Annotated in this window: 22 protein-coding genes; 6 read left to right on the top strand and 16 right to left on the bottom strand. The window is 70.6% G+C overall.

What is annotated here, in order from left to right; translation table 11 throughout:
• Positions 1-38 precede the first annotated feature (38 nt).
• The 7 genes from ACMGDM_RS05150 to ACMGDM_RS05120 are packed head-to-tail and all read right to left on the bottom strand — an operon-like array spanning position 39 to position 6884.
• Complete coding sequence (locus tag ACMGDM_RS05150; RefSeq protein WP_436803028.1) at positions 39-449, bottom strand: hypothetical protein; 411 nt, start codon at positions 447-449, stop codon at positions 39-41.
• A complete protein-coding gene (locus ACMGDM_RS05145) occupies positions 442-1773 on the bottom strand; it encodes a FliI/YscN family ATPase (RefSeq protein WP_436803027.1) in 1332 nt (443 codons plus the stop codon). Before ACMGDM_RS05145 ends, ACMGDM_RS05150 begins: the two co-directional genes overlap by 8 nt.
• Positions 1767-2513: a FliH/SctL family protein gene (locus ACMGDM_RS05140; protein ID WP_436803026.1), complete on the bottom strand. Its 747-nt coding sequence runs from the start codon at positions 2511-2513 to the stop codon at positions 1767-1769. Before ACMGDM_RS05140 ends, ACMGDM_RS05145 begins: the two co-directional genes overlap by 7 nt.
• Positions 2506-3531: a flagellar motor switch protein FliG gene (gene fliG / locus ACMGDM_RS05135; RefSeq protein WP_436803025.1), complete on the bottom strand. Its 1026-nt coding sequence runs from the start codon at positions 3529-3531 to the stop codon at positions 2506-2508. Before fliG ends, ACMGDM_RS05140 begins: the two co-directional genes overlap by 8 nt.
• Positions 3528-5258, bottom strand: a complete 1731-nt coding sequence (gene fliF / locus ACMGDM_RS05130) for a flagellar basal-body MS-ring/collar protein FliF (RefSeq protein WP_436803024.1) — start codon at positions 5256-5258, stop codon at positions 3528-3530. Before fliF ends, fliG begins: the two co-directional genes overlap by 4 nt.
• 1 nt (position 5259) lies before the next feature.
• Positions 5260-5616 (bottom strand): flagellar hook-basal body complex protein FliE, encoded by a 357-nt coding sequence (gene fliE, locus ACMGDM_RS05125; RefSeq protein WP_436803023.1) that lies wholly within the window; start codon positions 5614-5616, stop codon positions 5260-5262.
• Positions 5613-6884 carry a sigma-54 interaction domain-containing protein gene (locus ACMGDM_RS05120; RefSeq protein WP_436803022.1) on the bottom strand — a complete coding sequence of 424 codons (1272 nt, stop codon included), beginning with the start codon at positions 6882-6884 and terminating at the stop codon, positions 5613-5615. The genes fliE and ACMGDM_RS05120 overlap by 4 nt, the downstream gene beginning before the upstream one ends.
• 279 nt (positions 6885-7163) lie before the next feature.
• Here ACMGDM_RS05120 and ACMGDM_RS05115 point away from each other — a divergent pair, with 279 nt between their 5' ends.
• Together ACMGDM_RS05115 and ACMGDM_RS05110 are read left to right on the top strand one after the other, a co-directional pair.
• Positions 7164-7991, top strand: a complete 828-nt coding sequence (locus tag ACMGDM_RS05115; protein ID WP_436803021.1) for a flagellin N-terminal helical domain-containing protein — start codon at positions 7164-7166, stop codon at positions 7989-7991.
• A 444-nt stretch (positions 7992-8435) separates the two neighbouring features.
• Positions 8436-9266, top strand: a complete 831-nt coding sequence (locus ACMGDM_RS05110) for a flagellin N-terminal helical domain-containing protein (protein ID WP_436803020.1) — start codon at positions 8436-8438, stop codon at positions 9264-9266.
• 319 nt (positions 9267-9585) lie between these two features.
• Here the strand turns inward: ACMGDM_RS05110 and ACMGDM_RS05105 are convergent, their stop codons facing one another.
• The 9 genes from ACMGDM_RS05105 to ACMGDM_RS05065 all read right to left on the bottom strand — a co-directional run bounded on the left by ACMGDM_RS05105 (position 9586) and on the right by ACMGDM_RS05065 (position 16169).
• Positions 9586-9738: a hypothetical protein gene (locus ACMGDM_RS05105; protein WP_436803019.1), complete on the bottom strand. Its 153-nt coding sequence runs from the start codon at positions 9736-9738 to the stop codon at positions 9586-9588.
• 72 nt (positions 9739-9810) lie between these two features.
• On the bottom strand, positions 9811-10596 hold the full coding sequence (locus ACMGDM_RS05100) for a sigma-70 family RNA polymerase sigma factor (RefSeq protein WP_436803018.1): 786 nt from the start codon (positions 10594-10596) through the stop codon (positions 9811-9813).
• Positions 10593-12656: a flagellar biosynthesis protein FlhA gene (gene flhA, locus ACMGDM_RS05095; RefSeq protein WP_436803017.1), complete on the bottom strand. Its 2064-nt coding sequence runs from the start codon at positions 12654-12656 to the stop codon at positions 10593-10595. Before flhA ends, ACMGDM_RS05100 begins: the two co-directional genes overlap by 4 nt.
• 4 nt (positions 12657-12660) lie before the next feature.
• The gene (locus tag ACMGDM_RS05090) at positions 12661-13524 is read right to left on the bottom strand and encodes a lytic transglycosylase domain-containing protein (protein WP_436803016.1); all 864 of its coding nucleotides are present in this window, start codon (positions 13522-13524) and stop codon (positions 12661-12663) included.
• 231 nt (positions 13525-13755) lie between these two features.
• The gene (locus ACMGDM_RS05085; RefSeq protein ID WP_436803015.1) at positions 13756-14067 is read right to left on the bottom strand and encodes a flagellar protein FlgN; all 312 of its coding nucleotides are present in this window, start codon (positions 14065-14067) and stop codon (positions 13756-13758) included.
• Positions 14054-14350 (bottom strand): flagellar biosynthesis anti-sigma factor FlgM, encoded by a 297-nt coding sequence (gene flgM, locus ACMGDM_RS05080; RefSeq protein ID WP_436803014.1) that lies wholly within the window; start codon positions 14348-14350, stop codon positions 14054-14056. Before flgM ends, ACMGDM_RS05085 begins: the two co-directional genes overlap by 14 nt.
• A gap of 78 nt (positions 14351-14428) precedes the next feature.
• Positions 14429-14947 (bottom strand): flagella basal body P-ring formation protein FlgA, encoded by a 519-nt coding sequence (locus ACMGDM_RS05075; protein WP_436803013.1) that lies wholly within the window; start codon positions 14945-14947, stop codon positions 14429-14431.
• Positions 14944-15465 carry a flagellar motor protein MotB gene (locus ACMGDM_RS05070; protein WP_436803012.1) on the bottom strand — a complete coding sequence of 174 codons (522 nt, stop codon included), beginning with the start codon at positions 15463-15465 and terminating at the stop codon, positions 14944-14946. The genes ACMGDM_RS05075 and ACMGDM_RS05070 overlap by 4 nt, the downstream gene beginning before the upstream one ends.
• Positions 15462-16169 carry a motility protein A gene (locus tag ACMGDM_RS05065; RefSeq protein ID WP_436803011.1) on the bottom strand — a complete coding sequence of 236 codons (708 nt, stop codon included), beginning with the start codon at positions 16167-16169 and terminating at the stop codon, positions 15462-15464. The genes ACMGDM_RS05070 and ACMGDM_RS05065 overlap by 4 nt, the downstream gene beginning before the upstream one ends.
• Before the next feature lie 603 nt (positions 16170-16772).
• On the opposite strand from ACMGDM_RS05065, the gene ACMGDM_RS05060 reads away from it, so the two are divergent.
• Genes ACMGDM_RS05060 through ACMGDM_RS05045 form a run of 4 tightly spaced genes read left to right on the top strand, consistent with a single transcriptional unit; the run spans position 16773 to position 19592 of the window.
• A complete protein-coding gene (locus ACMGDM_RS05060; RefSeq protein ID WP_436803010.1) occupies positions 16773-17129 on the top strand; it encodes a flagellar basal body rod protein FlgB in 357 nt (118 codons plus the stop codon).
• A gap of 4 nt (positions 17130-17133) precedes the next feature.
• The gene (flgC, locus tag ACMGDM_RS05055; protein WP_223011326.1) at positions 17134-17544 is read left to right on the top strand and encodes a flagellar basal body rod protein FlgC; all 411 of its coding nucleotides are present in this window, start codon (positions 17134-17136) and stop codon (positions 17542-17544) included.
• A gap of 2 nt (positions 17545-17546) precedes the next feature.
• Positions 17547-18269, top strand: coding sequence for a flagellar hook assembly protein FlgD (locus tag ACMGDM_RS05050; RefSeq protein WP_436803009.1), 723 nt, complete (start codon positions 17547-17549; stop codon positions 18267-18269).
• A gap of 42 nt (positions 18270-18311) precedes the next feature.
• Positions 18312-19592 (top strand): flagellar hook protein FlgE, encoded by a 1281-nt coding sequence (locus tag ACMGDM_RS05045; protein WP_436803008.1) that lies wholly within the window; start codon positions 18312-18314, stop codon positions 19590-19592.
• The last annotated feature ends 25 nt before the right edge of the window (positions 19593-19617 follow it).

The raw sequence follows: 19617 nt of genomic DNA, 5'->3' as shown, positions 1-19617 counted from the left end.
CCGGCCTGCGCCGGGGAACAGGAAGCGCTACACTCCCCCTACCGCCGCGGCACCGGCGCCGGCGCGTCCTCCAGCGCCTTCATCTCGGCGCGCACGTCCTCGGCGCGCTGGCGGTCGATCAGTTTCTCCACCGCATTCTGGTCGCGCCTGGCCGATCGGGTGGCCTCGCCGCTGCGCTCGGCGTGCTGCTCGGCCATGCGCACGCGGTTCACCGCCGCCTCGGCGGAGCGTTGCAGCCGCTCGCGGAAATGCGCCGCCGCGGCGAGGTTGACCGCGCCGGTCGCCGCGGTCGGCACCGGCGCCACCGCGTCGACCAGCTGGCCGATGCGGTGCGCCAGCTGGGTCTCGCTCGTCAGCTGCGCCTGCGCGCGCGCCTCGTCCGCGCGCGCCAGCCCGAGCTGGAGCGTGCGCACGCGGTGCAGCCGCTTGAGCCGCGCGGCGTCAGCCATCGCCGAACACGCCGACCAGCTCGGCCGCGGCATCCGCCAGCGGCACCACCTGCGACGTCTCCTGGCGGATGAACTCGGTGATCGCGGGGTGGTAGGCGATCGCATTGTCGATCGCGGCGTCGCTGCCCGAGCGATAGGCGCCCATCAGCACCAGGTCGCGATTCTCCTCATAGGTGGCGAGATGGCGGCGCAGCGCGCGCGCGGCCTGCTGGTGCTCGGTGGGCACGATGTCGTTCATTACACGGCTGATCGACTTGGAGACGTCGATTGCGGGATAGACCGCGCGCTCGGCCATCGCGCGGCTCAGCACGATATGGCCGTCAAGGATCGAGCGCGCCGAGTCGACCACGGGGTCGTTGCCGTCGTCGCCGTCGGCCAGCACGGTATAGATGCCGGTGATCGAGCCGCCGGTGTTCACGTCCGAGCCGGCGCGCTCCAGCAGATTGGGCAGCATCGCGATCGCGGAGGGCGGATAGCCGCGCGCCGAGGCGGGCTCGCCCAATGCCAGCCCGATCTCGCGCCCGGCGTGCGCGACGCGGGTGAGCGAGTCGATGATCAGCAGCACCTTCTTGCCCTCCGCGCGGAAGGCCTCGGCGATCGCGGTGGCGCGCAGCGCGCCGCGGATGCGCAGCACCGGCGAGTGGTTGGCGGGCACCGCGACGACCACCGCGCGCCGACGCGCTTCGCCCGCCACCTTGGTCTCGAGAAAGTCGGCGACTTCGCGCGAGCGCTCGCCGATCAGCCCGATCACGATCACGTCGGCCTCGGCGGCACGCACCATCATGCCGAGCAGCACCGACTTGCCGACGCCCGAGCCCGCCATGATGCCGACGCGCTGGCCCTGGCCGACGGTGAGCAGCCCGTTGATCGCGCGCACGCCGACGTCGAGCGGGGCGAGCACGCGGCCGCGGTCGAGCGGCGACTGCATGTGCCCCGCGAGCGGCCAGCGCCCCGCGCCGCGGATCGGGCCGAGCCCGTCGATCGGCGCACCCGAGCCGTCGACGACGCGCCCGAGCAGCGCCGCGCCGACCTCGGCCTCGCCCGGCGCGCCGAGGGGGCGTACCGGCGCGTTGGGCAGCAGCGCCGCCGGGCCGCCGAGGTTCATCATCAGCGTGCGGCCGTTGCGGAAGCCGATCACCTCGGCCTCGACCTGTGCGGTCCCGCTGGTGCCGATGCGGCAGACGGTGCCTACCGGCAGCGACAGCCCCACCGCTTCCATCAGCAGCCCGTCATAGGACGACAGCCGCCCCGAGACCTTGGCGGCGAAGCGCGGCGCGGCCTCGGCGAGCGTGGCGAGATAATCGTCGGCGAAGCGGTTCAGCACGCGGGCACCGCCGCGCGCTCGATCGCCGCCGTCAGCTGCTCCATCCACAATTCGGGGCCGTCCTCGACGATCGTCGAAGCCGCCTCCATGACGAAGCTGCCGCGCGCCACCGCGGCGTCGCCGACCGGGAAGATCGTGTCGGGCAGCAGGCCGGCGAGCAGCGCGACATCCTCCGGATTGACCCGCAGCATCGCCGACTCGCTCGCGTCGGCGAGCAGGTCGACCGCGGCCTCGACCCGCGCGGCGAGCAGCGGCCCCGAGACGCCGGTCTCGCCCACCACCGCGGTGACGAGCGTCAGCACGGTGCGGCGCAGCGTCTCGGCCAGCGCGGCGCGGTCGATCGCGCCACCGCCATGCAGCTGCGCTCCGACGCCGTCGAGCAACGCGCGATCACGCGCCGCCTCGGCCTGCGCGGCGTGGGTGGCGGCGGCGAAGCCCTCCTCATAGCCCTCCGCGCGCGCGGCCTCGACCTGCTCGAGGCAGGGCAGCGGCTGCGCCTCGGGGTCGAGCATGTCCCAGCCCGCGGTCGGGTCGCTCGCCGGATCGGCCGGCGCGAAATGGCGCGGCTGCTCCGCGGCGGCGGCCGTCTCCGGCGGGCGCGCGCCGAACGCCTGCTCGATCCGCGCGATCAGGTCGGCAGGGGTGAAGCCGCCGGTGGATTCGGACTGCGCGCGCGCGCGCGTGGTGGCGGCTGCGTCGGCACGTGCCGGCAGCCCGATGACGAACGTCGCCTCAGACATAATCGTCGTCACCTGCCCCCATGTTGATCGTACCGTCCTTGGCGAGGTTGCGCGCGATCTGGATGATCACCTTCTGCGCCTCGAGCACCTCGCTCAGCTTCATCGGGCCGCGCGCCTCCATGTCGTCGCGGATACCGTCCGCGGCGCGCGCCGACATGCAGCCGAGGATGCGGTTACGTGCCGCCTCGTCCACGCCCTTGAGCGCGCGCGTCAGCGTGTCGCCGTCGACGTTGCGGATCAGCGTGCCCAGCGACTTGTCGTCGAGCTCGAGCAGGTTGTCGAACACGAACATTGCCTCCTCGATCTGGCGCGCGATGTCGCGGTCCATCTTGAGCAGCTTGGGCATGACGCGCTGCTCCGTCGCCTTGCGCGCGCCCTGCAGGATCTTGGCCGCCTCACGCGCGCCGCCGAGCTGAAGCCCGCCGACCGGACCGCCGCCGCTGCCACCGCCGCCGTTGCGCGAGGCGATCAGCGTGCGCAGCGTCTCGACCGCCTCCGGGGTGATCGGACCGAGCTTGGCGATGCGGTGGAGGATGTCGGGCTGGACCGCCTCGGGCAGCAGTTCGAGCACCTGGCCGCCGACCGCGGGGTCGAGGTTGGCGATCAGCACGGCGGCGATCTGCGGATGCTCCTTGTCGAGCATGGCCGCGATCTCGCCGGCGTCGAGCCAGTCGAGCAGGTCGATCTCGCACACCGCTTCGGCCGGGGTGATCTGCGCCAGCACGCTCTCGGCCTTCTCGCGGCCGAGCGCGCGGGTCATCACCGCCTCGACCTTCGGACCGGGATTGAAGGTGATGCCGGTGCGCTCGCGCGCGCGCCCGACGAAATCGTCGAGCACCAGCTCCACCTCCTGCTCGCTGACATCGGCCACCGCGAACATCGCGCTGCCGAGCTTGCGGACTTCCTCGGGATCGAGCTTCTGCAGGATCGCGGCGGCTTCCTCCTCGCCTACGAGCATCATCAGCACCGCGGCGCGCTCGACGCCGGTGAAGGTGCGCGGGGCGGCGGCCGCGCTCACTGCGCCGCGTCCGCGGTGATCATGTCGCGCACGGCCAGTGCGGCGCGCGCGGGATTGTCGCGGGTGAAGCCGCGCACCGCGCCGATCCGCTCCTCGTAGCTGCGGCTGGTCTCGATCTGGTCGAGGCTGACCGGCGGCGCCACCGCGATGCCCTCGCCGTCGGCACCGAGGAGCGGCTGGCCGTCCTCACCGAGCAGCGGCGCGTTCGCCTGCGCGGCGGCCTCAGCCGCGGCGAGCTTCTCGGGGCTGGCGTCCTCGCGCTTCTTCATCAGTGCCTTGGCGATCGGGCGCACGCCGAGCAACAGCACCAGCAACGCGATGATCACCGCCGTGACGTTGCGCGCCAAGACCGGCAGCCAGGCATTGTCGTACCATTTCGGCGCGTCGTCCGCGTCGGTGGCGTCGGCGAACTTGCGGCTGATCACCGTGACATTGTCGTTGCGGCTCTGGTCGAAGCCGACCGCGCTCTTCACCAGATCGTTGATCTGGTTGATCTCCATCGCCGTGCGTTTGCCCTTTTCGGGATCGCGCAGCAGCACCGCGACCGACAGCCGCTTGATGTTGCCCGGCGCCGCGCGGGTGACCGAGACCTCCTTGTTGAGATCATAAGCGCGCTGGAACGAGTCGGTCTGCTTGGCCGGATCGGGCGCGGGGCCGCCCGCGACGGGCTGGGCCTGCGGCGTGCCGGGCGCGCCGGTGGCGGGCTGCGGCGTCGACAGCTGCGAGGCGGGCGGCGGCGTGTTGCTCAGCGCGCCGGGGATGCCCGCGGGCGCCTGGCCGGTTGCCATGTTGCCGGTCCAGTTGCCGGTCTCGGCGCGCAGGCGGCCGTCCTTGTCATAGGTCTCGCGCGTGGCGCTGGTCTCGTCGAGGTTGACGTCGGCCTGCACCTCGGCGGTGAAATTGCCCGCGCCGACCAGCGGCGTCAGCAGCTGGATCAGCTGCTGGCGATACTTGTCCTCGACGCGGCGCTGGAACTCGATGCGCTTGTCGTTGGCGGCGTCGGCGCCGTCGCCCGACTTGGTGAGCAGGCCGCCGAGCTGGTCGACCACGGTGACCGCGTCGGGCTTCATCCCCGGCACCGACGAGGCGACCAGGTTGACGATCGAGCGCACCTGCGCGTCGCTCAGCGAGCGACCGCCCTGCAGCTTGAGCACCACCGAGGCCGACGGCGCGGCATTGTCGCGCACGAACACGCTCGCCTCGGGCATGGCGAGATGGACGCGCGCCTCGGCCACCGCGTCGATCTCCTGGATCGAGCGCGCCAGCTCGGTCTCGCGCGCCTGGCGCAGCCGCTCGCCCTCGACCGCGCGGCTGACCCCCATCGGCAGCTGATCGAGGATGGCATAGCCGCCCGGCGCCGCCTTGGGCAGGCCCTGGCCGGCGAGCAGCATCCGCGCCTTGCTGAAATCCTCCTCGTCAACGGTCAGCGCGTCCGACGACGGGTCGACGTGGCTGGTGATGTTGGCGGCCGTCAGCGCGCTGGTCACCGCGGCCTTGTCCGAATCGGGCAGGCCCGAGAACAGCACCTTCTGCGGCGGGGTCGACAGCGCCGACCAGGCGAGGCCGGCGGCGCCGACGAGACCGACCATCAGCGCCATCGGGCCGGCGCGGCGCACCGCGGGCTGCGCGAACACGCCCTGGATCTGGCGCAGCGGATTGGCGAACTTCTCCGGCACCAGCGTGATCGGCGCGGCGTTCTGCGGCGAGGGGGTGAGAGCGTTGCTCATATCAGACCGGCATGCTCATGATGTCCTTGTAGGCGGACAGGATCTTGTTGCGGACCTGCAGCGTCGCCTCGAAGCCGACCGAGGCCTCCTGGCGCGCCAGCATGACCTTGGCGATGTCGACCGTCTCGCCGCGCTCGTAAGACTCGCTCAGTGCCGAGGCCTTCTGCTGGCCGTCGTTCACCTTGGCGAGCGCCGACTGCATCGTGTCGGCGAAGCTGGTCGCATTGGCCGACGCGCTCTGCGGTGCGGCGGCCGGGGCGGCCGCGCCGGCGCGGCTCAGCGCGGCGTTGCGCTCGAGGATTTGCGCGCGCAGCGCCATCACGCGGTCGATGCCGCCGACGCCTCCCACCGCGCTCATGCCGAGATCGCCCGCTGCGTGCCGGACGCGAGGTCGTCACCCTGCTCGCGCGCCTTGGCGAGCCGGTAGCGCAACGTCCGCTCGGAGATGCCGAGCCGCTTGGCGGTCTCGATCCGGCTGCCGCCGCACGCCGCCAGCGTCTCGCGGATCGCGGCGAATTCGGAGAGCTGGACCACCTGGCCGAGCGTGGCGTCGTCGACCGGCGGCGCGACGGGCGCGAGGCGCGGCGCGCTCGGGCGGTCGAACACGATGTGCGCCGCCTCGATCGTGTCGCCGCCGCAGAACAGCAAAGCGCGCTGGATCACGTTCTCGAGCTCGCGGACGTTGCCGGGCCAGTCGTGCGCGACCAAGGCGGCGATCGCCTCGTCGCTCGGCCACGGCACCACCGGACGGTTGCCGGCGTGGCGCAGGATCATCGTCGCGGCGAGCGCGGGAATGTCCTGCGCGCGCTCGGCCAGCGCCTTGGTGGTGAGCGGGAAGACCGACAGGCGGTAGTAGAGGTCGGCGCGGAAGCGGCCCGCCGCCACCTCCTCCTGGAGGTCGCGGTTGGCGCAGGCGATGACGCGGACGTCGACCGGCTGCGGCATGGTCGCGCCGATCGGCACCACCTCGCGCTCCTGCAGCACGCGCAGCAGCTTGGCCTGGAGGTTGAGCGGCATCTCGGCGACCTCGTCGAGCAGCAGCGTGCCGCCGTTGGCGGCGCGGAAGAAGCCCTCGCCGCCCGAGGAGGCGCCGGTGAAGCTGCCCTTCTGGTGGCCGAACAGCATCGCCTCGAGCATCGTTTCGGGCAGCGCGGCGCAGTTGATCGCGATGAACGGGCCGTCGCGCCGCTCCGACTGGAGGTGGATGGTGCGCGCCAGCACTTCCTTGCCGGTGCCGGTCGGGCCGTTGATCAGCACGGTGATGTCGGCCTGGGCGACGCGCTCGGCCAGCGCCAGCAGCGCGAGCGACTCGGGGTCGGCGGCGGTCGGCAGCTCGGGGCCGCCGATCAGCGCGCGGGCGAAGGCGTTGCCGACGGTCGCGTCGTCGTGGCCGTAGGCGATGCGCGCCGGCTGACCGTCGCGGAAGGGGAGCACCTCGCGCTGGCCGCTGCCGACGATCAGCGTGCGCGCCGGCGCCGGAACCGGCTCGCCCGCGGCGACGAGGTAGCTCACGCCTGCCTGCGGCCGCGTGGCGGCGGGCTGGATGGCGAAGCCCTGCGCGCGCAGCGAGGACACGAGCGTCAGGTGCTCGCGCTCCACACTGGCTGACGGCATGATCGAACGCATCGGAAATATCCTTCGAATCTCGAAGGCTTGAATGCGCCGCCAGTGGTTAACGCGGAGTATAATTGCCGGTGACCGGCAGGTTTTTTCCGGGGGCGCGAGCGTCCGCGCCACGCGCGCGCGTACGTAGGGGAGGGGATCGGGGCAGGGCCGGGGCGTCGCCGGTGCGGGTCAAAGATTTTCGCTAAAGCTCCGGCGGGCACGGTCGTTTGAGGCGGTGACGGCGCGGCCACCTGCTCATTCGGGGGCGGCGGGACGGGCCGAGCAGACGGAGATTTTGCCATGACCGTGATCAACTCGAACACCTCGGCGCTGCGCGCCACCGCCGCCTCGAACAGCGCGAACAAGGCGCTGTCGGTCTCGATGGAGCGCCTGTCGACCGGCAAGCGCATCAACTCGGCCAAGGACGACGCCGCCGGTCTCGCGATCAGCAACTCGATGACCTCGCAGATTCGCGGCATGAGCCAGGGCATCCGCAACTCGAACGACGGCATCTCGATGGCGCAGACCGCGGAAGGCGCGCTGGGCGAAGTCTCGAACATGCTGCAGCGCATGCGCGAGCTGACCGTCCAGGCCGCCAACGGCACCTATTCGGCCACCGACACCGCGTCGATCCGTTCGGAGCAGTCGGCGCTCAAGGACCAGATCAGCTCGATCGTCACCAACACCTCGTTCAACGGCAAGAAGCTGTTTGACGCCACCGCGGCGACCGGCTTCTCGATCCAGACCGGCGCGAACAGCACCGACACCGTCACGCTGAAGTCGGTCGACTTCTCCGCGACCGGCAGCTCGAAGCTGAAGGACGTGACCGCGCTGACCTTCGCCGATGCCGCGACCAGCGCGACGCTGGCGAACTACGACGACGCGATCGCCGAGGTCTCGGGTGCGCGCGCCTCGCTGGGTTCGGCGCAGAACCGGCTCGAGTCGGCGGTGAACAACGCCACCGCCAACGTCACCAACCTGAGCGACGCGCGCAGCCGCATCGAGGACGCCGACTTCTCGACCGAGACCACCGCGCTCGCCAAGTCGCAGATCCTCAACCAGGCTTCGACCGCGATGCTGGCCCAGGCCAACCAGTCGCAGCAGGGCGTGATGAAGCTGCTCGGCTAATCGCCGCCAGCCGCCGGTCCCTCGCCCCCGAACCAGGCGGGGCCGGCGCCGGGTGACAGTTGAAGAGAAGCGGAGCCCCCGTCAGCGATGCTGGCGGGGGTTTTCGTTCGTGACGGTGGGGCTGCAAGAACGGTGCGCGGTCGCATGATCAAGATGTACCGACATCCCCTTTTTGCCGTCATCCTGAACTCGTGTCAGGATCTACGGTCCCGAAAGCGCCGCGATTGCCGGGGATGCTGCACGGTGGATCCCGAAACAAGGTCAGGATCGCGCCGGGTCTTGGCAAACGGTGCGCGACCGCCCTTCGCAGGCGATGACAAAGCCTCCATCGTGCCTGCGCGAAAACGCTAAATCTCCCGCGGCATCGGTCGTTTGGGTAAATGACGGCACGGCCACCTGCGTATTCGGGGGCGGCGAGCGGGCCGGGCAGATGGAGATTGTCCCATGACCGTGATCAACTCGAACACTTCGGCGCTGCGCGCCACCGCCGCCTCGAACATGGCGAACAAGGCGCTATCGGTCTCGATGGAGCGCCTGTCGACCGGCAAGCGCATCAACTCGGCCAAGGACGACGCCGCCGGTCTCGCGATCAGCAACTCGATGACCTCGCAGATTCGCGGCATGAGCCAGGGCATCCGCAACTCGAACGACGGCATCTCGATGGCGCAGACCGCGGAAGGCGCGCTGGGCGAAGTCTCGAACATGCTGCAGCGCATGCGCGAGCTGACGGTGCAGGCGAGCAACGGCACCTATGCCGCCTCCGACGTCGCCTCGATCCGCTCGGAGCAGTCGGCGCTGAAGGACCAGATCAGCTCGATCGTCACCAACACCTCGTTCAACGGCAAGAAGCTGTTCGACGCGGCCGCGGCGACCGGCTTCTCGATCCAGACCGGCGCGAACAGCACCGACACCGTCACGCTGAAGTCGGTCGACTTCGGTGCAGCGGGTGGCTCCTTGAAGGCGGTCACCGATCTCAGCTTCGCCGATGCCACCGCCGCCAACAACGCCACGCTGGCGCAATATGACTCGGCGATCGCCGAGGTCTCGGGCGCGCGCGCCTCGCTGGGTTCGTCGCAGAACCGCCTCGAGTCGGCGGTGAACAACGCCACCGCCAACGTCACCAACCTGAGCGACGCGCGCAGCCGCATCGAGGACGCCGACTTCTCGACCGAGACCACCGCGCTCGCCAAGTCGCAGATCCTCAACCAGGCTTCGACCGCGATGCTGGCCCAGGCCAACCAGTCGCAGCAGGGCGTGATGAAGCTGCTCGGCTAATCGCCGAAGCCCGTCGCCGGTCCCTCGCCCCCGAACATGGCGGGGCCGGCGCCGGAGTGATCGTGACGAAGATGCGGGACCCCCGTCAGCATGGCTGGCGGGGGTTTCGCGTTTCGGCGAGCAAGCGCCGTCAGCGGCCCGGCAAATCCTCCCCGGCACGCGCGGGGGCGCGCCAAAGCCCGCACGTGCCCGGAGGCCGTGGTGGAGGGGGCTATCGGCTCACGGGCCGGCTCGTGCGCGGAAGCCCCCTCCACCATGCTGCACAACCCTTCCCGTGCCGGGGTGGATTTAAGGCGCGCGGAACTGGGCTATGCGTGCCTCACTCCCCGCTTTGCACGGTGAGATCGTCGGGATTGTCCTCGGGCTCGCCGGCGGGCAGCTGGTCGACGCTCGGGTCCGCCGGGGCGGTGCGGTCGCGCTCGGGCTCGGTGAGCGGCGCGGCGGCGGGGTCGGGCTGGCGTGAGTCGGTCATCGGCGGGTCCTCTCCGGGGTAACCGCGGCGAAACGCCCGCGGCCGCGCCGTGATCCCCCTTTCAGCCTGGCCTCAGCCGCGCGTCATCGCCTTCTTCAGTCGCGCGTGCGCGCTCGACTTGATCTGGCACACGCGCGCCGCGCCGACGCCGAGCACCTGGCCGATCTCCTCGAGGTTGAGTTCCTCGACGTGATACAGCTGGATCACCATCTGCTCGCGCTCCGGCAAGGAGGCGATCGCGGCGATCAGCCGGTCGCGCGTCTGCGCCTCGGAGAGCTGCTCGAACGCGTCGGGCGTGTCGCTGGCGAACCATGGCTGGTCGTCGGCATAGACCTCGTCGATCGATTCGTAGCGCACCGCCTCGGCCGCGGCATAATCTGTGCGCAGCTTCTCGGGCGTGACGTCCAGCTTGGTCGCCACCTCCCGGTCGGTCGGGGCGCGCCCATATTCATGGCTCAGCTGGTTGACCGCGCGGGCATATTCGCGCTTGCGGCGGATCGCGCCGCGCGTCATCGCGGCGTGGCGGCGCAGCTCGTCGATCATCGCGCCGCGCAGCCGCGTTACGAGATATTGCTTGAGCGTCACCTGGCCGCGGTCCTCGAATGCGGCGACCGCCTCGACCAGCGCGACGAGTCCGACCTGGACGAGATCTTCCACCTCGATCGCGGTCGAGACCGAGCCGTGGACGTGCCACGCCAGCCGGCGGACGAGCGGCAGATGCTGCTGCACCAGCGCGTTCTCGTCGCGCTTGCGCGGGCGCGAGTAGGTCAGCGGCGCCGTCACCGGCGCGGTGTGCGCGGCGGCGGCGGGCGCGGGCTGGGCGGCAGCGAAGACGCTGCGCATCGGCTCGGCGCTCATGCCGCCAGCGCCTGCGGCTGGTGCTGACCGCCGATGATGGCGACCACCTCGACGGGTTTGTCCTCGGGCACTTCGAAGAAGCTCATGACGGGCGTATCCGGAAGAACGGTGCGGATGAGTTTGCGGACGGCGACGCGGATCGCCGGCTGCACGACCAGCGCGAACGGCTTGGCCTCGGCCATCAGCGGCTGGGCTGCGGCCTGAAGCGCGTCGACGATGCGGCGGCCAAGCTCGGGCTCGATCACCTGGCGGCTGGGATCGCTGCGCAGCCCCTGGCCGAGCAGCTGCTCCAATCCGCCCTCGAGCGTCATGACGCGCAGCGGCTCGCGCACGCTGGCCAGCTTGGCGATGATCAGCGGGCCCAGTTCGGGGCGGATCAGCTCGATCAGCTCGACCGGATCGTGCGTCTTCTGCGCGGCCATCGAGATCGCGGCGGCGATGCGGCGGAACTCGCGCAGCTGGATGCCCTCGGACAGCAGCCCCTTGAGCACCGCCACCAGGGCGGTCTGCGGCAGCGGGGCGAGCGCGGCGACCAGCTGCGGCGCGCGCTCCTTGAGCCCGTCGAGCAGCGACTGGACCTCGTCGGCGCCGAGCAGGTCGGCGGCATTGGCGCCGAGCGCGTGGTTGAGGTGCGTCGCCATCACCGTGCCGGCGTCGACCACCAGATAGCCTTGGCCGGTGGCGGCATCGGCGTCGCCCGGCGAGATCCAGGTGGCGTCGAGCCCGAAGGTGGGATCCTTGGCCTTCTTGCCGATCAGCTCGCCGAAGCCCTGGCCGGTGTCGAGCGCGAGCATCTCGTCGGGCGAGACCTGGTCCTCGCCGACGCACACGCCGCCGAGCATCACGCGATAGGTATAAGGCGCGAGGTTGATGTCGTCGCGCACGCGCACCTGCGGCACCACGAAGCCAAGCTCCTTGCTCAGCTGGCGGCGCACGCCGGTGAGACGGCTCATCAGCGGCGCGCCGCGGCGCTCGTCGACCAGCGGCACCAGCCCGTAGCCGACATCGAGGTTGACCATCATCGCCTCGGTCACCTCGTCCCAGCCGATCTTGGACGGATCGGGCTGCTCCACCGGCGCGGGGGCCTCGACGAACTTGGGACGCTTGGCGTTCTGGTGCAGCTTCCAGGCGGCGAAGCCGGCGCAGCCCGCCAGCGGCAGGATGACGAAGTGCGGCATGCCGGGGAGCAGCCCGAGCAGCGTCAGGATCACCGCCACCGGCGTCCAGGTCCGGGCCGAGCCGAACTGGCCGCCGATCTGGCCGGCGAGGTCCTTGTCCGAGCTGACGCGGGTGACGATCGAGGCGGCGGCGATCGACAGCAGCAGCGCGGGCACCTGCGCCACCAGCGCGTCGCCGATCGCGAGCATGGTGTAGGTCTGCGCCGCCTTGCCGATCGTCAGCCCGTGGCTCACCGGACCGAGGATCAGCCCGCCGACGATATTGGCGGCGAGGATCAGCAGGCCGGCGACCGCGTCGCCCTTCACGAACTTGGACGAGCCGTCCATCGAGCCGTAGAAATCGGCCTCGGTGGCGACCTCGACGCGGCGCTTCTTGGCGTCGTCCGGCGTGATCAGCCCGGCGTTGAGATCGGCGTCGATCGCCATCTGCTTGCCGGGCAGCGCGTCGAGCGTGAAGCGTGCCGACACTTCGGAGACGCGGCCGGCGCCCTTGGTGACCACGATCAGGTTGATGATGACGATGATCGCGAAGACGAACAGGCCGACGACATAGTCGCCGCCGATCACGAACGAGCCGAACGCCTCGATCACGTGCCCCGCCGCGGCCGAGCCGGTGTGGCCGTGGACCAGCACGATGCGCGTCGAGGCGACGTTGAGGCCGAGCCGGAACAGCGTCGCGAACAGCAGCACCGTCGGGAAGGACGAGAAGTCGAGCGGCTTCTCGGCGTTGAGCGCCACCATCAGCACCGCGAGGCTGATCGTGATGTTCATGATGAAGAACACGTCCAGCATGAAGGCCGGGATCGGCACCACCATGAGGACGACGAGCAGCAGGATCGCGAAGGGCAGCGCGGCCTGGCGCGCGTGGCTGAGCAGCTTCATCGGATCAGTTCCCCATCCGCGCGAGCATCATGTAGGCCAGCCGCGCGTTCGCGGGGGTCGGGCGGAGCAGGCTGGCCTGCTGCGCGAATTGCTGTGACGGGGCCCCCTTGATCTGGCCGAGCGTCGACTTGGCCCAGGCGAGCGCGTCCGTCGCGCTCTCGCCCGCACCGGTGACGACGGTGTTCTCGTCTCCCATCGCCAGCGCCTGCGCGGCGAACTGCAGCCGGTCGGACGGCGTCGTCGCGCCTACCGACGCGGCGCCGTCGCCCAGCTTGCCGGCGAAGCGCTGGTACACCTCGCCGAGCGAGCGCGCGCCGCCGTCGCTGTCGAAGAAGACGCCGCGGTTGGCGCGCGCGGCGGCGGGGAAGAGCGAGGCGGCGCTGCGCTCCGGGTTGCTCTGCATCGCCGAGAGGAAGGTGCGCGCGCCGCCCAGCCCGAGGAAATGCGCCATATAGAGGTCGGTGCCGGTCGCGGCGCGGCCGGTCGACGCCTCGATCGCGTCCTTGTTGTCGCTGGCATGTTCGGCCGCCATCAGCGAGGCGACCTCGGGATTGTTGCGCAGCCCCAGCACCGCGGCGCGGTTGCCCCCGGTGACGGTGAAGCGCCCGCCCGACTGCTGGATGCTGTCCGCCGCCCAGCCGAGCCCGTGCTCGCTGCCGTGCTTCTTCACCACCGCGAGCCAGCTCTGCTCGACGAACTGGTACAGCCCCGAGGCGGAGGAGGTGCTGGCACGCGCGCTGGCGTTGAGCCCGCTCTCGATCTTGGCCTGGCCAAGGAGATAATTGAAGTCGACGCCGGTGCGCTGCGCCGCGCGCTGGATCGCGGAGGTAACGCGGCCGGTGGCCGGGGTGAGCGCGGAGACGGTCATGCCCTGCGTAGAGCAAGAGGCGTGCCACAATGACGTTGCGATTTGTGGCTTAGTCCCTTCCCTTCAGGGGAGGGGTTGGGGTGGGGCCTCTCCGCGGACGTGGCGCTTGCGGAAGCGCTCCACCCGTTCCCGCCCTCCTGGAGGGGAGAGGGAGTACCTAACAGGCGTCCCTACCTGGACCCAGGCGTGCGCCGGGTGGGGCATCGGTTAGAGGAACGCCAGTTCCCCTTCTTACGCGTAGGCCAGCCCGGCGCGGCCGTAGGCGCCGCCGTTCTGGCCGGAAAGAAGTTGCAGGCGGCGGCGAACATTTGCCGCCATCAGGTTGACGTAGATCCGGCACGTGTCGTTGAGCCGGTCGGCTTCCTCGACCAGCCCGCGCAGCTCGGCATCCGCCGGCCCGTCGCCAAGTGCCTTCAGCGTCTCGATCGCGCGCAGCTTGTTGCCGGTGGCGCGCTCCAGTCCGCTCATGTCGTTCGCCTTGAGCGCCGCGATCTCGGCGTGGAGCATGTCGATCACGCGCACCAGCGCGTCACGCCTGTTCATTGGCCATCCAGTCGAAACGAAGTGCGATGAACTGGTCCGCGATGGTCGCGGGCGAGAGCGGGAAGGTGCCGTTGGCGATCGCGGTCTTGATCTGATGGACGCGATCGCCGTCGACCGGCGGCTCCGCCGCGAGCGACTTGGCGAGCGTCTGCGGCGCCGCTGTCGCGGTGGTCGCGTTGCTCGCGACCGGCGCCGTCGCGGGCGTCGGCGCGCTGACGCGCGATACGCCGGCGACCCGCAGGTCGTTCGCCTTGATCGCTGAGGGTCCTACTAAATCCACCATGTCCGCACCTGACGGTCTCCGCTGACATGGGGAAAAACGACAGGGCGTGGCGCAACTTTAGCACTTTTTTATCGCGCCTCATCCGGTCCAGCCGGGCAGCGTCGCGCGGCCGGGCTCGACCGCCACCGCCTGGACCGGGCGCGGCGCATCGTCCACCTTGATCATCACGCGCGCACCGGGCGCGGCATCGGCGACCGCGACACCTTCGCGCGTGATCGCAAAGCCGTTGCTGCCGGCCTCGATCGTCACCACGTCGCCGCGGCGGATCACCGGCTCGGCCCGTACGGGCGGCGCCGCATCGGCGGTGGCGCGCGGCGCGACCGCGCCGCTCGGGCGCGGCGGCGCGATCACGGGGACGAACAGCCGCCACGACGGGCCGGCGCAGGCGATCACCACCGCGTCATGCGCCTCGGTGCGCCACGACATCGCCACCATCGGGCAGGCGGCGAGGCGTAGCCGCGCGTCAACCGGCGCGCGCGCGCCGCCCTCGCTGCCGATCGGACGGGCGGTGAAGGCAGCAACGGCGCGATCGAGCGCGGCAGTGTCCTGGAAGCCCGCGCCGGCAGCGGCGGCGGCGAGAAGAAAAGCGGCGATCATCGTGTCTTCCCTTGTTCGCCCGCGAAGGCGAGCGTGACGAGTACCTGGCGGCGGCCGGGGCGCACCGCGGTGGCGAGGCCGAGCCGCGCATCGGGCACGCCCGCGGCAGCCAGCGCCGCGGCGACCGCGCGCGCGCGATCGGCGGCGAGGAGGGTGGCGCTGCGCGAGCGCGGGTCGACGTCGGCCGCGGTGCCATCGGTCGCGCCGGTCACGGTGAGGCTCACGCGCGGGTCGCGCAACTCGGCGCGCGCCCAGCCGGCGAGCCCGCGCGGCGTGTCGGCAAGCGCCGCGCTGCCGGGCGCGAAGCCGGCGATGCCGTAGCTCGCCACCGGCATCGCCGCCGGCGCCTCGGCGCCGAAGCCCTCGGCCAGTCCCGCCGCGAGCGCGCGCGGGTCGAGCTGCTGATTGGCCTGGAGCAGCACGAAGAAGCCCATCAGCAGCAGCGCGAGATCGGCCAGCGTCATCAGCCAGAGCGCGCGCGCGGGCGCGTCGTCGGCGAGGAGATCGTCGTCGCTCATGCCGCCTGCTCGTGCGGCGCGGGCTCCGCTGCCTCGTCCGCATCGGCGCCGACCGGCTCGGGCGCGGGCTGAGGCCGCATGCCGGCGCGCACGCGCGGTGCCTCGCGCGCGGCGAGCTCGGCCAGCGGTGCGACCAGCCGCGCGCGCTCGATCGCCTCGGCGCGCGCGGCGGCGCGCAGCCGGGTGGCGATCGGCATGGCGACGAGGTTGGCGAGCAAAGCGCCATATAAAGTGGCGAGCAGCGCGACCGCCATGGCGGCGCCGATCGCGCCCGGGTCGGTCATCCGCGTGAACATCGCCACCAGCCCGACCAGCGTGCCGACCATGCCGAGCGCGGGGGCGGCCTCGGCGACCCCCATCCAGCAGTCGCCGACGAGGCGGTGGCGCTCGATGCGTGCGCGGCGCGCGGTGTCGAGCGCGGCGATCACCGCGTCCGGCTGCGCGCCATCGACGATCAGCGCCACCGCGGCGGCGACGTCGCCGTCGTGGATGACGCTGCGGTCGAGCGCGTGGACGCCGTGGCGCAGCGCGATGCGGCTGAGCGCGGCGACCTGGTCGAGCCGACTGTCCGCACGGAAGCGGCGACGCGGCAGCACGCGAAGCGCGGCCAGCGCGCGGCCGAGGTCGCGCGCGGGCGTACGCAGCGCCGCGGCGAGCGCAGTGCCGCCGAACACGATGGCGAGCGCGGCGGGGTCGAGGAACATGCCGGGAGTCATGCTCGCCTGTCTTGCAAGGGGCGGGCCAGTTGGGGGGATGGCCGTCGACGCAGGGACCACCCCGGCGAACGCCGGGTCCAGGTGGGATAGCCGTCGTGAGATCCACCAGCGTCGCCCAACTGGACCTCGGCGTCCGCCGGGGCGGAGGCCAGAGGAGGTGAGTCATGCTCTAGACTGGCGTCATCCTGAACTCGTTTCAGGATCCACCGGCCCGCAAGCGCCCCCGCATCGGAGAACGCGGCACGGTGGATCCTGAGACGAGCCCGGGATGACGCAAAGAGAGGAGAGGGTTACCCCACACCCCTCTCGCCCCGGCGGAGGCCGGGGCCCAGTCGCGCGGACCTCTGTGACTCCCACTACGGCCATCCCACCTGGGCTCCGGCCTTCGCCGGAGCACGATCGCGTTCGCGGCCCTGCAAGCTGCGGGCAACCGGCAGCCGCGAGCCGGCAAGCGCGCTTGCCGGCAAACTCGGCCGGCAACCGGCAAGCCCTTGCCGCCCCGCGCTTCCTCCGCCCCGGTCCGCCCCGCGCGACGCAGTTGGCACGCCACTTGCTGTCATTCCCGCGAGGCGACGGGCATCCCCGTCCCGCATGGAGGTTCGGCCAGTGGCTGATAGTTTGTTCGGAGTTCACGGAGCAGCCCTGGAAGTGCGCGGCCAGCGCATGGGCGTGCTCGCGTCGAACATCGCCAACGCGTCCACGCCCAATTTCAAGGCCCGCGACATCGACTTCAAGACCGCGCTCGGCGCGGTCGAGCAGCAGGGCGCCGGCAGTGTCGGCGACGCGCTGAAGTATCGCGTGCCAACCCAGCCCTCGATGGACGGCAATACGGTGGAGCTCTCCACCGAGCAGACCGCTTTCGCGGAAAACGCGGTCCAGTATCAGACGACGCTCTCGTTCCTCAACGGGCGCATCGGTCAGATCACGCGCGCGCTGAAGGGGGAGTAAGACGATGTCCGGCTCACCGCTGACCATCTTCCAGGTCGCCGGCCGCGCCATGTCGGCGCAGCTGACGCGGATGAACACCACCGCCTCCAACCTCGCCAACGCCGGCGGCGTCGCCGGCTCGGAAGAGGCCGCGTACAAGACGATGAAGCCGGTGTTCCGCACCAGCTTTGACGAGGCGAGCGGGCTCTCCACCACCGACGTGCAGCAGATCGTCACCGCGGGCGAGGCGCCGACCAAGCGCTACGATCCCGGCAGCCCGATGGCGAACAAGGACGGCTACGTCTTCGACGCCGCGGTCGATGAATCGCGCGAGCTGGTCGACATGATGGAGACCGCGCGCACCTACCAGAACAACGTCGAGGTCATGCAGACCGCCAAGACGCTGATCCTCGACACCCTCAAGATGGGCCGCTGATCATGACCAGCATCTCCGCCAACACCTCCGGCATCGACAAGTCCGCGCAGGACGCGATCTTCGCCTCCGCCGGCGTGGCGCGCTCGAACGCGACCACCGCTCCCGGCGTCAGCGCCACCACGGGCAAGTCGACGATGGGACAAAAGGACTTCATCGCGCTGATGACCGCGCAATTGTCCTATCAGGACCCGTTCAATCCGGTCGACAACACGCAGATGGTCGCGCAGATGGCGCAATTCTCGTCGGTCGCGGGCATCAGCGAGATGAACCAGACGCTGTCGGGCATCAGCGGTCGGCTCAATTCCACCACCGCGACCGATGCGATGGGCTTCGTTGGCCGCACCGTGCTGACCGAGGGAAAGACCGCATACGAGCGCACCTCGGGCGGGATCGCCGGCGCGGTCGAGCTGACCGGCGACGCGACCGACGTCAACGTCTCGATCGCCGACAAGGACGGTCGCCCCGTCAAGAACATCCAGCTCGGCGCGCAGCCCGCCGGCGAGGCCAGCTACAGCTGGGACGGCAAGGACGACGCCGGCAACAAGATCGAGAACGGCCCCTACACCGTCACCGTCGAGGCGGCGAAGGGCTCGGTGATCGTCGATGCCGCCTCGCTGGTGTGGGCGCCGGTCGAGAGCGCCAGCCTGCCTCCGGGCGGTTCGCCCGTCCTCAATGTCACGGGGCTCGGCACGGTCGATCCCACCGCGATCCGCAAGGTCGCCTGAACCCTTCTTCCCTTCTTCCCGCATTCCCCAGGAGCACACACCATGTCCTTCTTCACCTCGCTCTCCGGTCTCCAGGCCATGCAGACCGACATGTCGGTCATCAGCCACAACCTCGCCAACGTCTCCACCAACGGCTTCAAGAAGAGCCGCACCGCCTTCGCCGACGTGATCTCGTCGAACGTGTCGACCGATCCGCGCAAGATGGTCGGCTCGGGCGTGTCGGTGAAGGGCACAGTGCAGCAGTTCAGCGACGGCTCGTCGAACCAGACCAAGAGCGCGCTCGACATGCAGATCCTGGGCGAGGGCTTCTTCGTCGTGAAGTCGACCGGTCTGTCGGACCAGGTCAATTACACTCGCACCGGCGCCTTCACCGTGGACGAGAGCCGCAACGTGATCGACGCGCAGGGCAGCTATCTGATGGTCTACCCGGTCGACAATGACGGCAACGTCACGGCGACCGGCGACAAGTCGCTGACCAACCTGCAGATCCAGCCGACCAGCGGCACGCCGAAGATGACCAACAACGTCGCCACCAAGGTGCAGATCCCCTCGACCGCGACCGTCAAGGACCCGGCCGACTTCAAGCGCACCGACACCTCCACCTACAACAACTCGGTGGCCACCCGCATCTACGACGCCAACGGCAATCCGATGACGATGACGAGCTATTACGTCCGCACGGCGGAGGGGCAGCCCGCCGCGACGCCGCCGAACACCGGCACGTGGCAGGTCTTCACCTATGTCGGCGACCAGATGCTGACCCCGGCGGGCGAGCCCCAGCCCGGCCCGATCACCCAGGTGTATGACACCAAGGGCGCGCTGACCGGCGCGCAGAGCATCCAGTTCGAGGACTTTATTCCCGCCTCGGGCGCCGCAGCGCAGGGCATCACGCTCGACCTCACCGGCTCGACCCAGACCGCCTCGGCGGCGGCGGTGAGCGCGCGCACGCAGGACGGCGTCGCGGTCGGCCAGCTGGTCGGCATCACCGTCGACGACGCGGGCATCATCAAGGCGAGCTATTCGAACTCGGACATCGTGCCGCTGGGCAAGGTGGCGATCGCCAAGTTCTCGGCGCCGACCGGGCTGCGCCAGGCCGGCAGCAACTATTGGCAGGCGACCGGCATCTCGGGGAAGGCGACGCTCGGCTTCGCCGCGGCGGAGGGCTTCGGCAGCCTGAAGTCGGGCCAGCTCGAGGGCTCCAACGTCGATATCACCGAAGAGCTTGTTAACCTTATTGCGGCACAGCGCAACTTCCAGGCGAACGCGAAGGCCCTGGATACGGCGACTCAGGTGTCGCAGTCGATCCTCAACATCCGCGCGTAAGCGCGGGGGCGGGGCGCACGGAAAG

Origin of the sequence: Sphingomonas larreae (assembly GCF_051400595.1) — a bacterium.
Lineage (GTDB): Bacteria > Pseudomonadota > Alphaproteobacteria > Sphingomonadales > Sphingomonadaceae > Sphingomonas.
The sequence above is the reverse complement of the archived record's forward strand: the minus strand, read 5'-3'. Positions and strand labels throughout refer to the sequence as shown.

What these genes read in the sequence shown, in the direction of transcription:
- ACMGDM_RS05150 (WP_436803028.1), bottom strand. Translation starts at nt 449, where the DNA reads ATGGCTGACGCCGCGCGGCTCAAGCGGCTGCACCGCGTGCGCACGCTC.
- ACMGDM_RS05140 (WP_436803026.1), bottom strand. Translation starts at nt 2,513, where the DNA reads ATGTCTGAGGCGACGTTCGTCATCGGGCTGCCGGCACGTGCCGACGCA.
- fliF (WP_436803024.1), bottom strand. Translation starts at nt 5,258, where the DNA reads ATGAGCAACGCTCTCACCCCCTCGCCGCAGAACGCCGCGCCGATCACG.
- fliE (WP_436803023.1), bottom strand. Translation starts at nt 5,616, where the DNA reads ATGAGCGCGGTGGGAGGCGTCGGCGGCATCGACCGCGTGATGGCGCTG.
- ACMGDM_RS05120 (WP_436803022.1), bottom strand. Translation starts at nt 6,884, where the DNA reads ATGCGTTCGATCATGCCGTCAGCCAGTGTGGAGCGCGAGCACCTGACG.
- ACMGDM_RS05115 (WP_436803021.1), top strand. Translation starts at nt 7,164, where the DNA reads ATGACCGTGATCAACTCGAACACCTCGGCGCTGCGCGCCACCGCCGCC.
- ACMGDM_RS05110 (WP_436803020.1), top strand. Translation starts at nt 8,436, where the DNA reads ATGACCGTGATCAACTCGAACACTTCGGCGCTGCGCGCCACCGCCGCC.
- ACMGDM_RS05105 (WP_436803019.1), bottom strand. Translation starts at nt 9,738, where the DNA reads ATGACCGACTCACGCCAGCCCGACCCCGCCGCCGCGCCGCTCACCGAG.
- ACMGDM_RS05100 (WP_436803018.1), bottom strand. Translation starts at nt 10,596, where the DNA reads ATGAGCGCCGAGCCGATGCGCAGCGTCTTCGCTGCCGCCCAGCCCGCG.
- flhA (WP_436803017.1), bottom strand. Translation starts at nt 12,656, where the DNA reads ATGAAGCTGCTCAGCCACGCGCGCCAGGCCGCGCTGCCCTTCGCGATC.
- ACMGDM_RS05090 (WP_436803016.1), bottom strand. Translation starts at nt 13,524, where the DNA reads ATGACCGTCTCCGCGCTCACCCCGGCCACCGGCCGCGTTACCTCCGCG.
- ACMGDM_RS05085 (WP_436803015.1), bottom strand. Translation starts at nt 14,067, where the DNA reads ATGAACAGGCGTGACGCGCTGGTGCGCGTGATCGACATGCTCCACGCC.
- flgM (WP_436803014.1), bottom strand. Translation starts at nt 14,350, where the DNA reads ATGGTGGATTTAGTAGGACCCTCAGCGATCAAGGCGAACGACCTGCGG.
- ACMGDM_RS05075 (WP_436803013.1), bottom strand. Translation starts at nt 14,947, where the DNA reads ATGATCGCCGCTTTTCTTCTCGCCGCCGCCGCTGCCGGCGCGGGCTTC.
- ACMGDM_RS05070 (WP_436803012.1), bottom strand. Translation starts at nt 15,465, where the DNA reads ATGAGCGACGACGATCTCCTCGCCGACGACGCGCCCGCGCGCGCGCTC.
- ACMGDM_RS05065 (WP_436803011.1), bottom strand. Translation starts at nt 16,169, where the DNA reads ATGTTCCTCGACCCCGCCGCGCTCGCCATCGTGTTCGGCGGCACTGCG.
- ACMGDM_RS05060 (WP_436803010.1), top strand. Translation starts at nt 16,773, where the DNA reads ATGGAGGTTCGGCCAGTGGCTGATAGTTTGTTCGGAGTTCACGGAGCA.
- flgC (WP_223011326.1), top strand. Translation starts at nt 17,134, where the DNA reads ATGTCCGGCTCACCGCTGACCATCTTCCAGGTCGCCGGCCGCGCCATG.
- ACMGDM_RS05050 (WP_436803009.1), top strand. Translation starts at nt 17,547, where the DNA reads ATGACCAGCATCTCCGCCAACACCTCCGGCATCGACAAGTCCGCGCAG.
- ACMGDM_RS05045 (WP_436803008.1), top strand. Translation starts at nt 18,312, where the DNA reads ATGTCCTTCTTCACCTCGCTCTCCGGTCTCCAGGCCATGCAGACCGAC.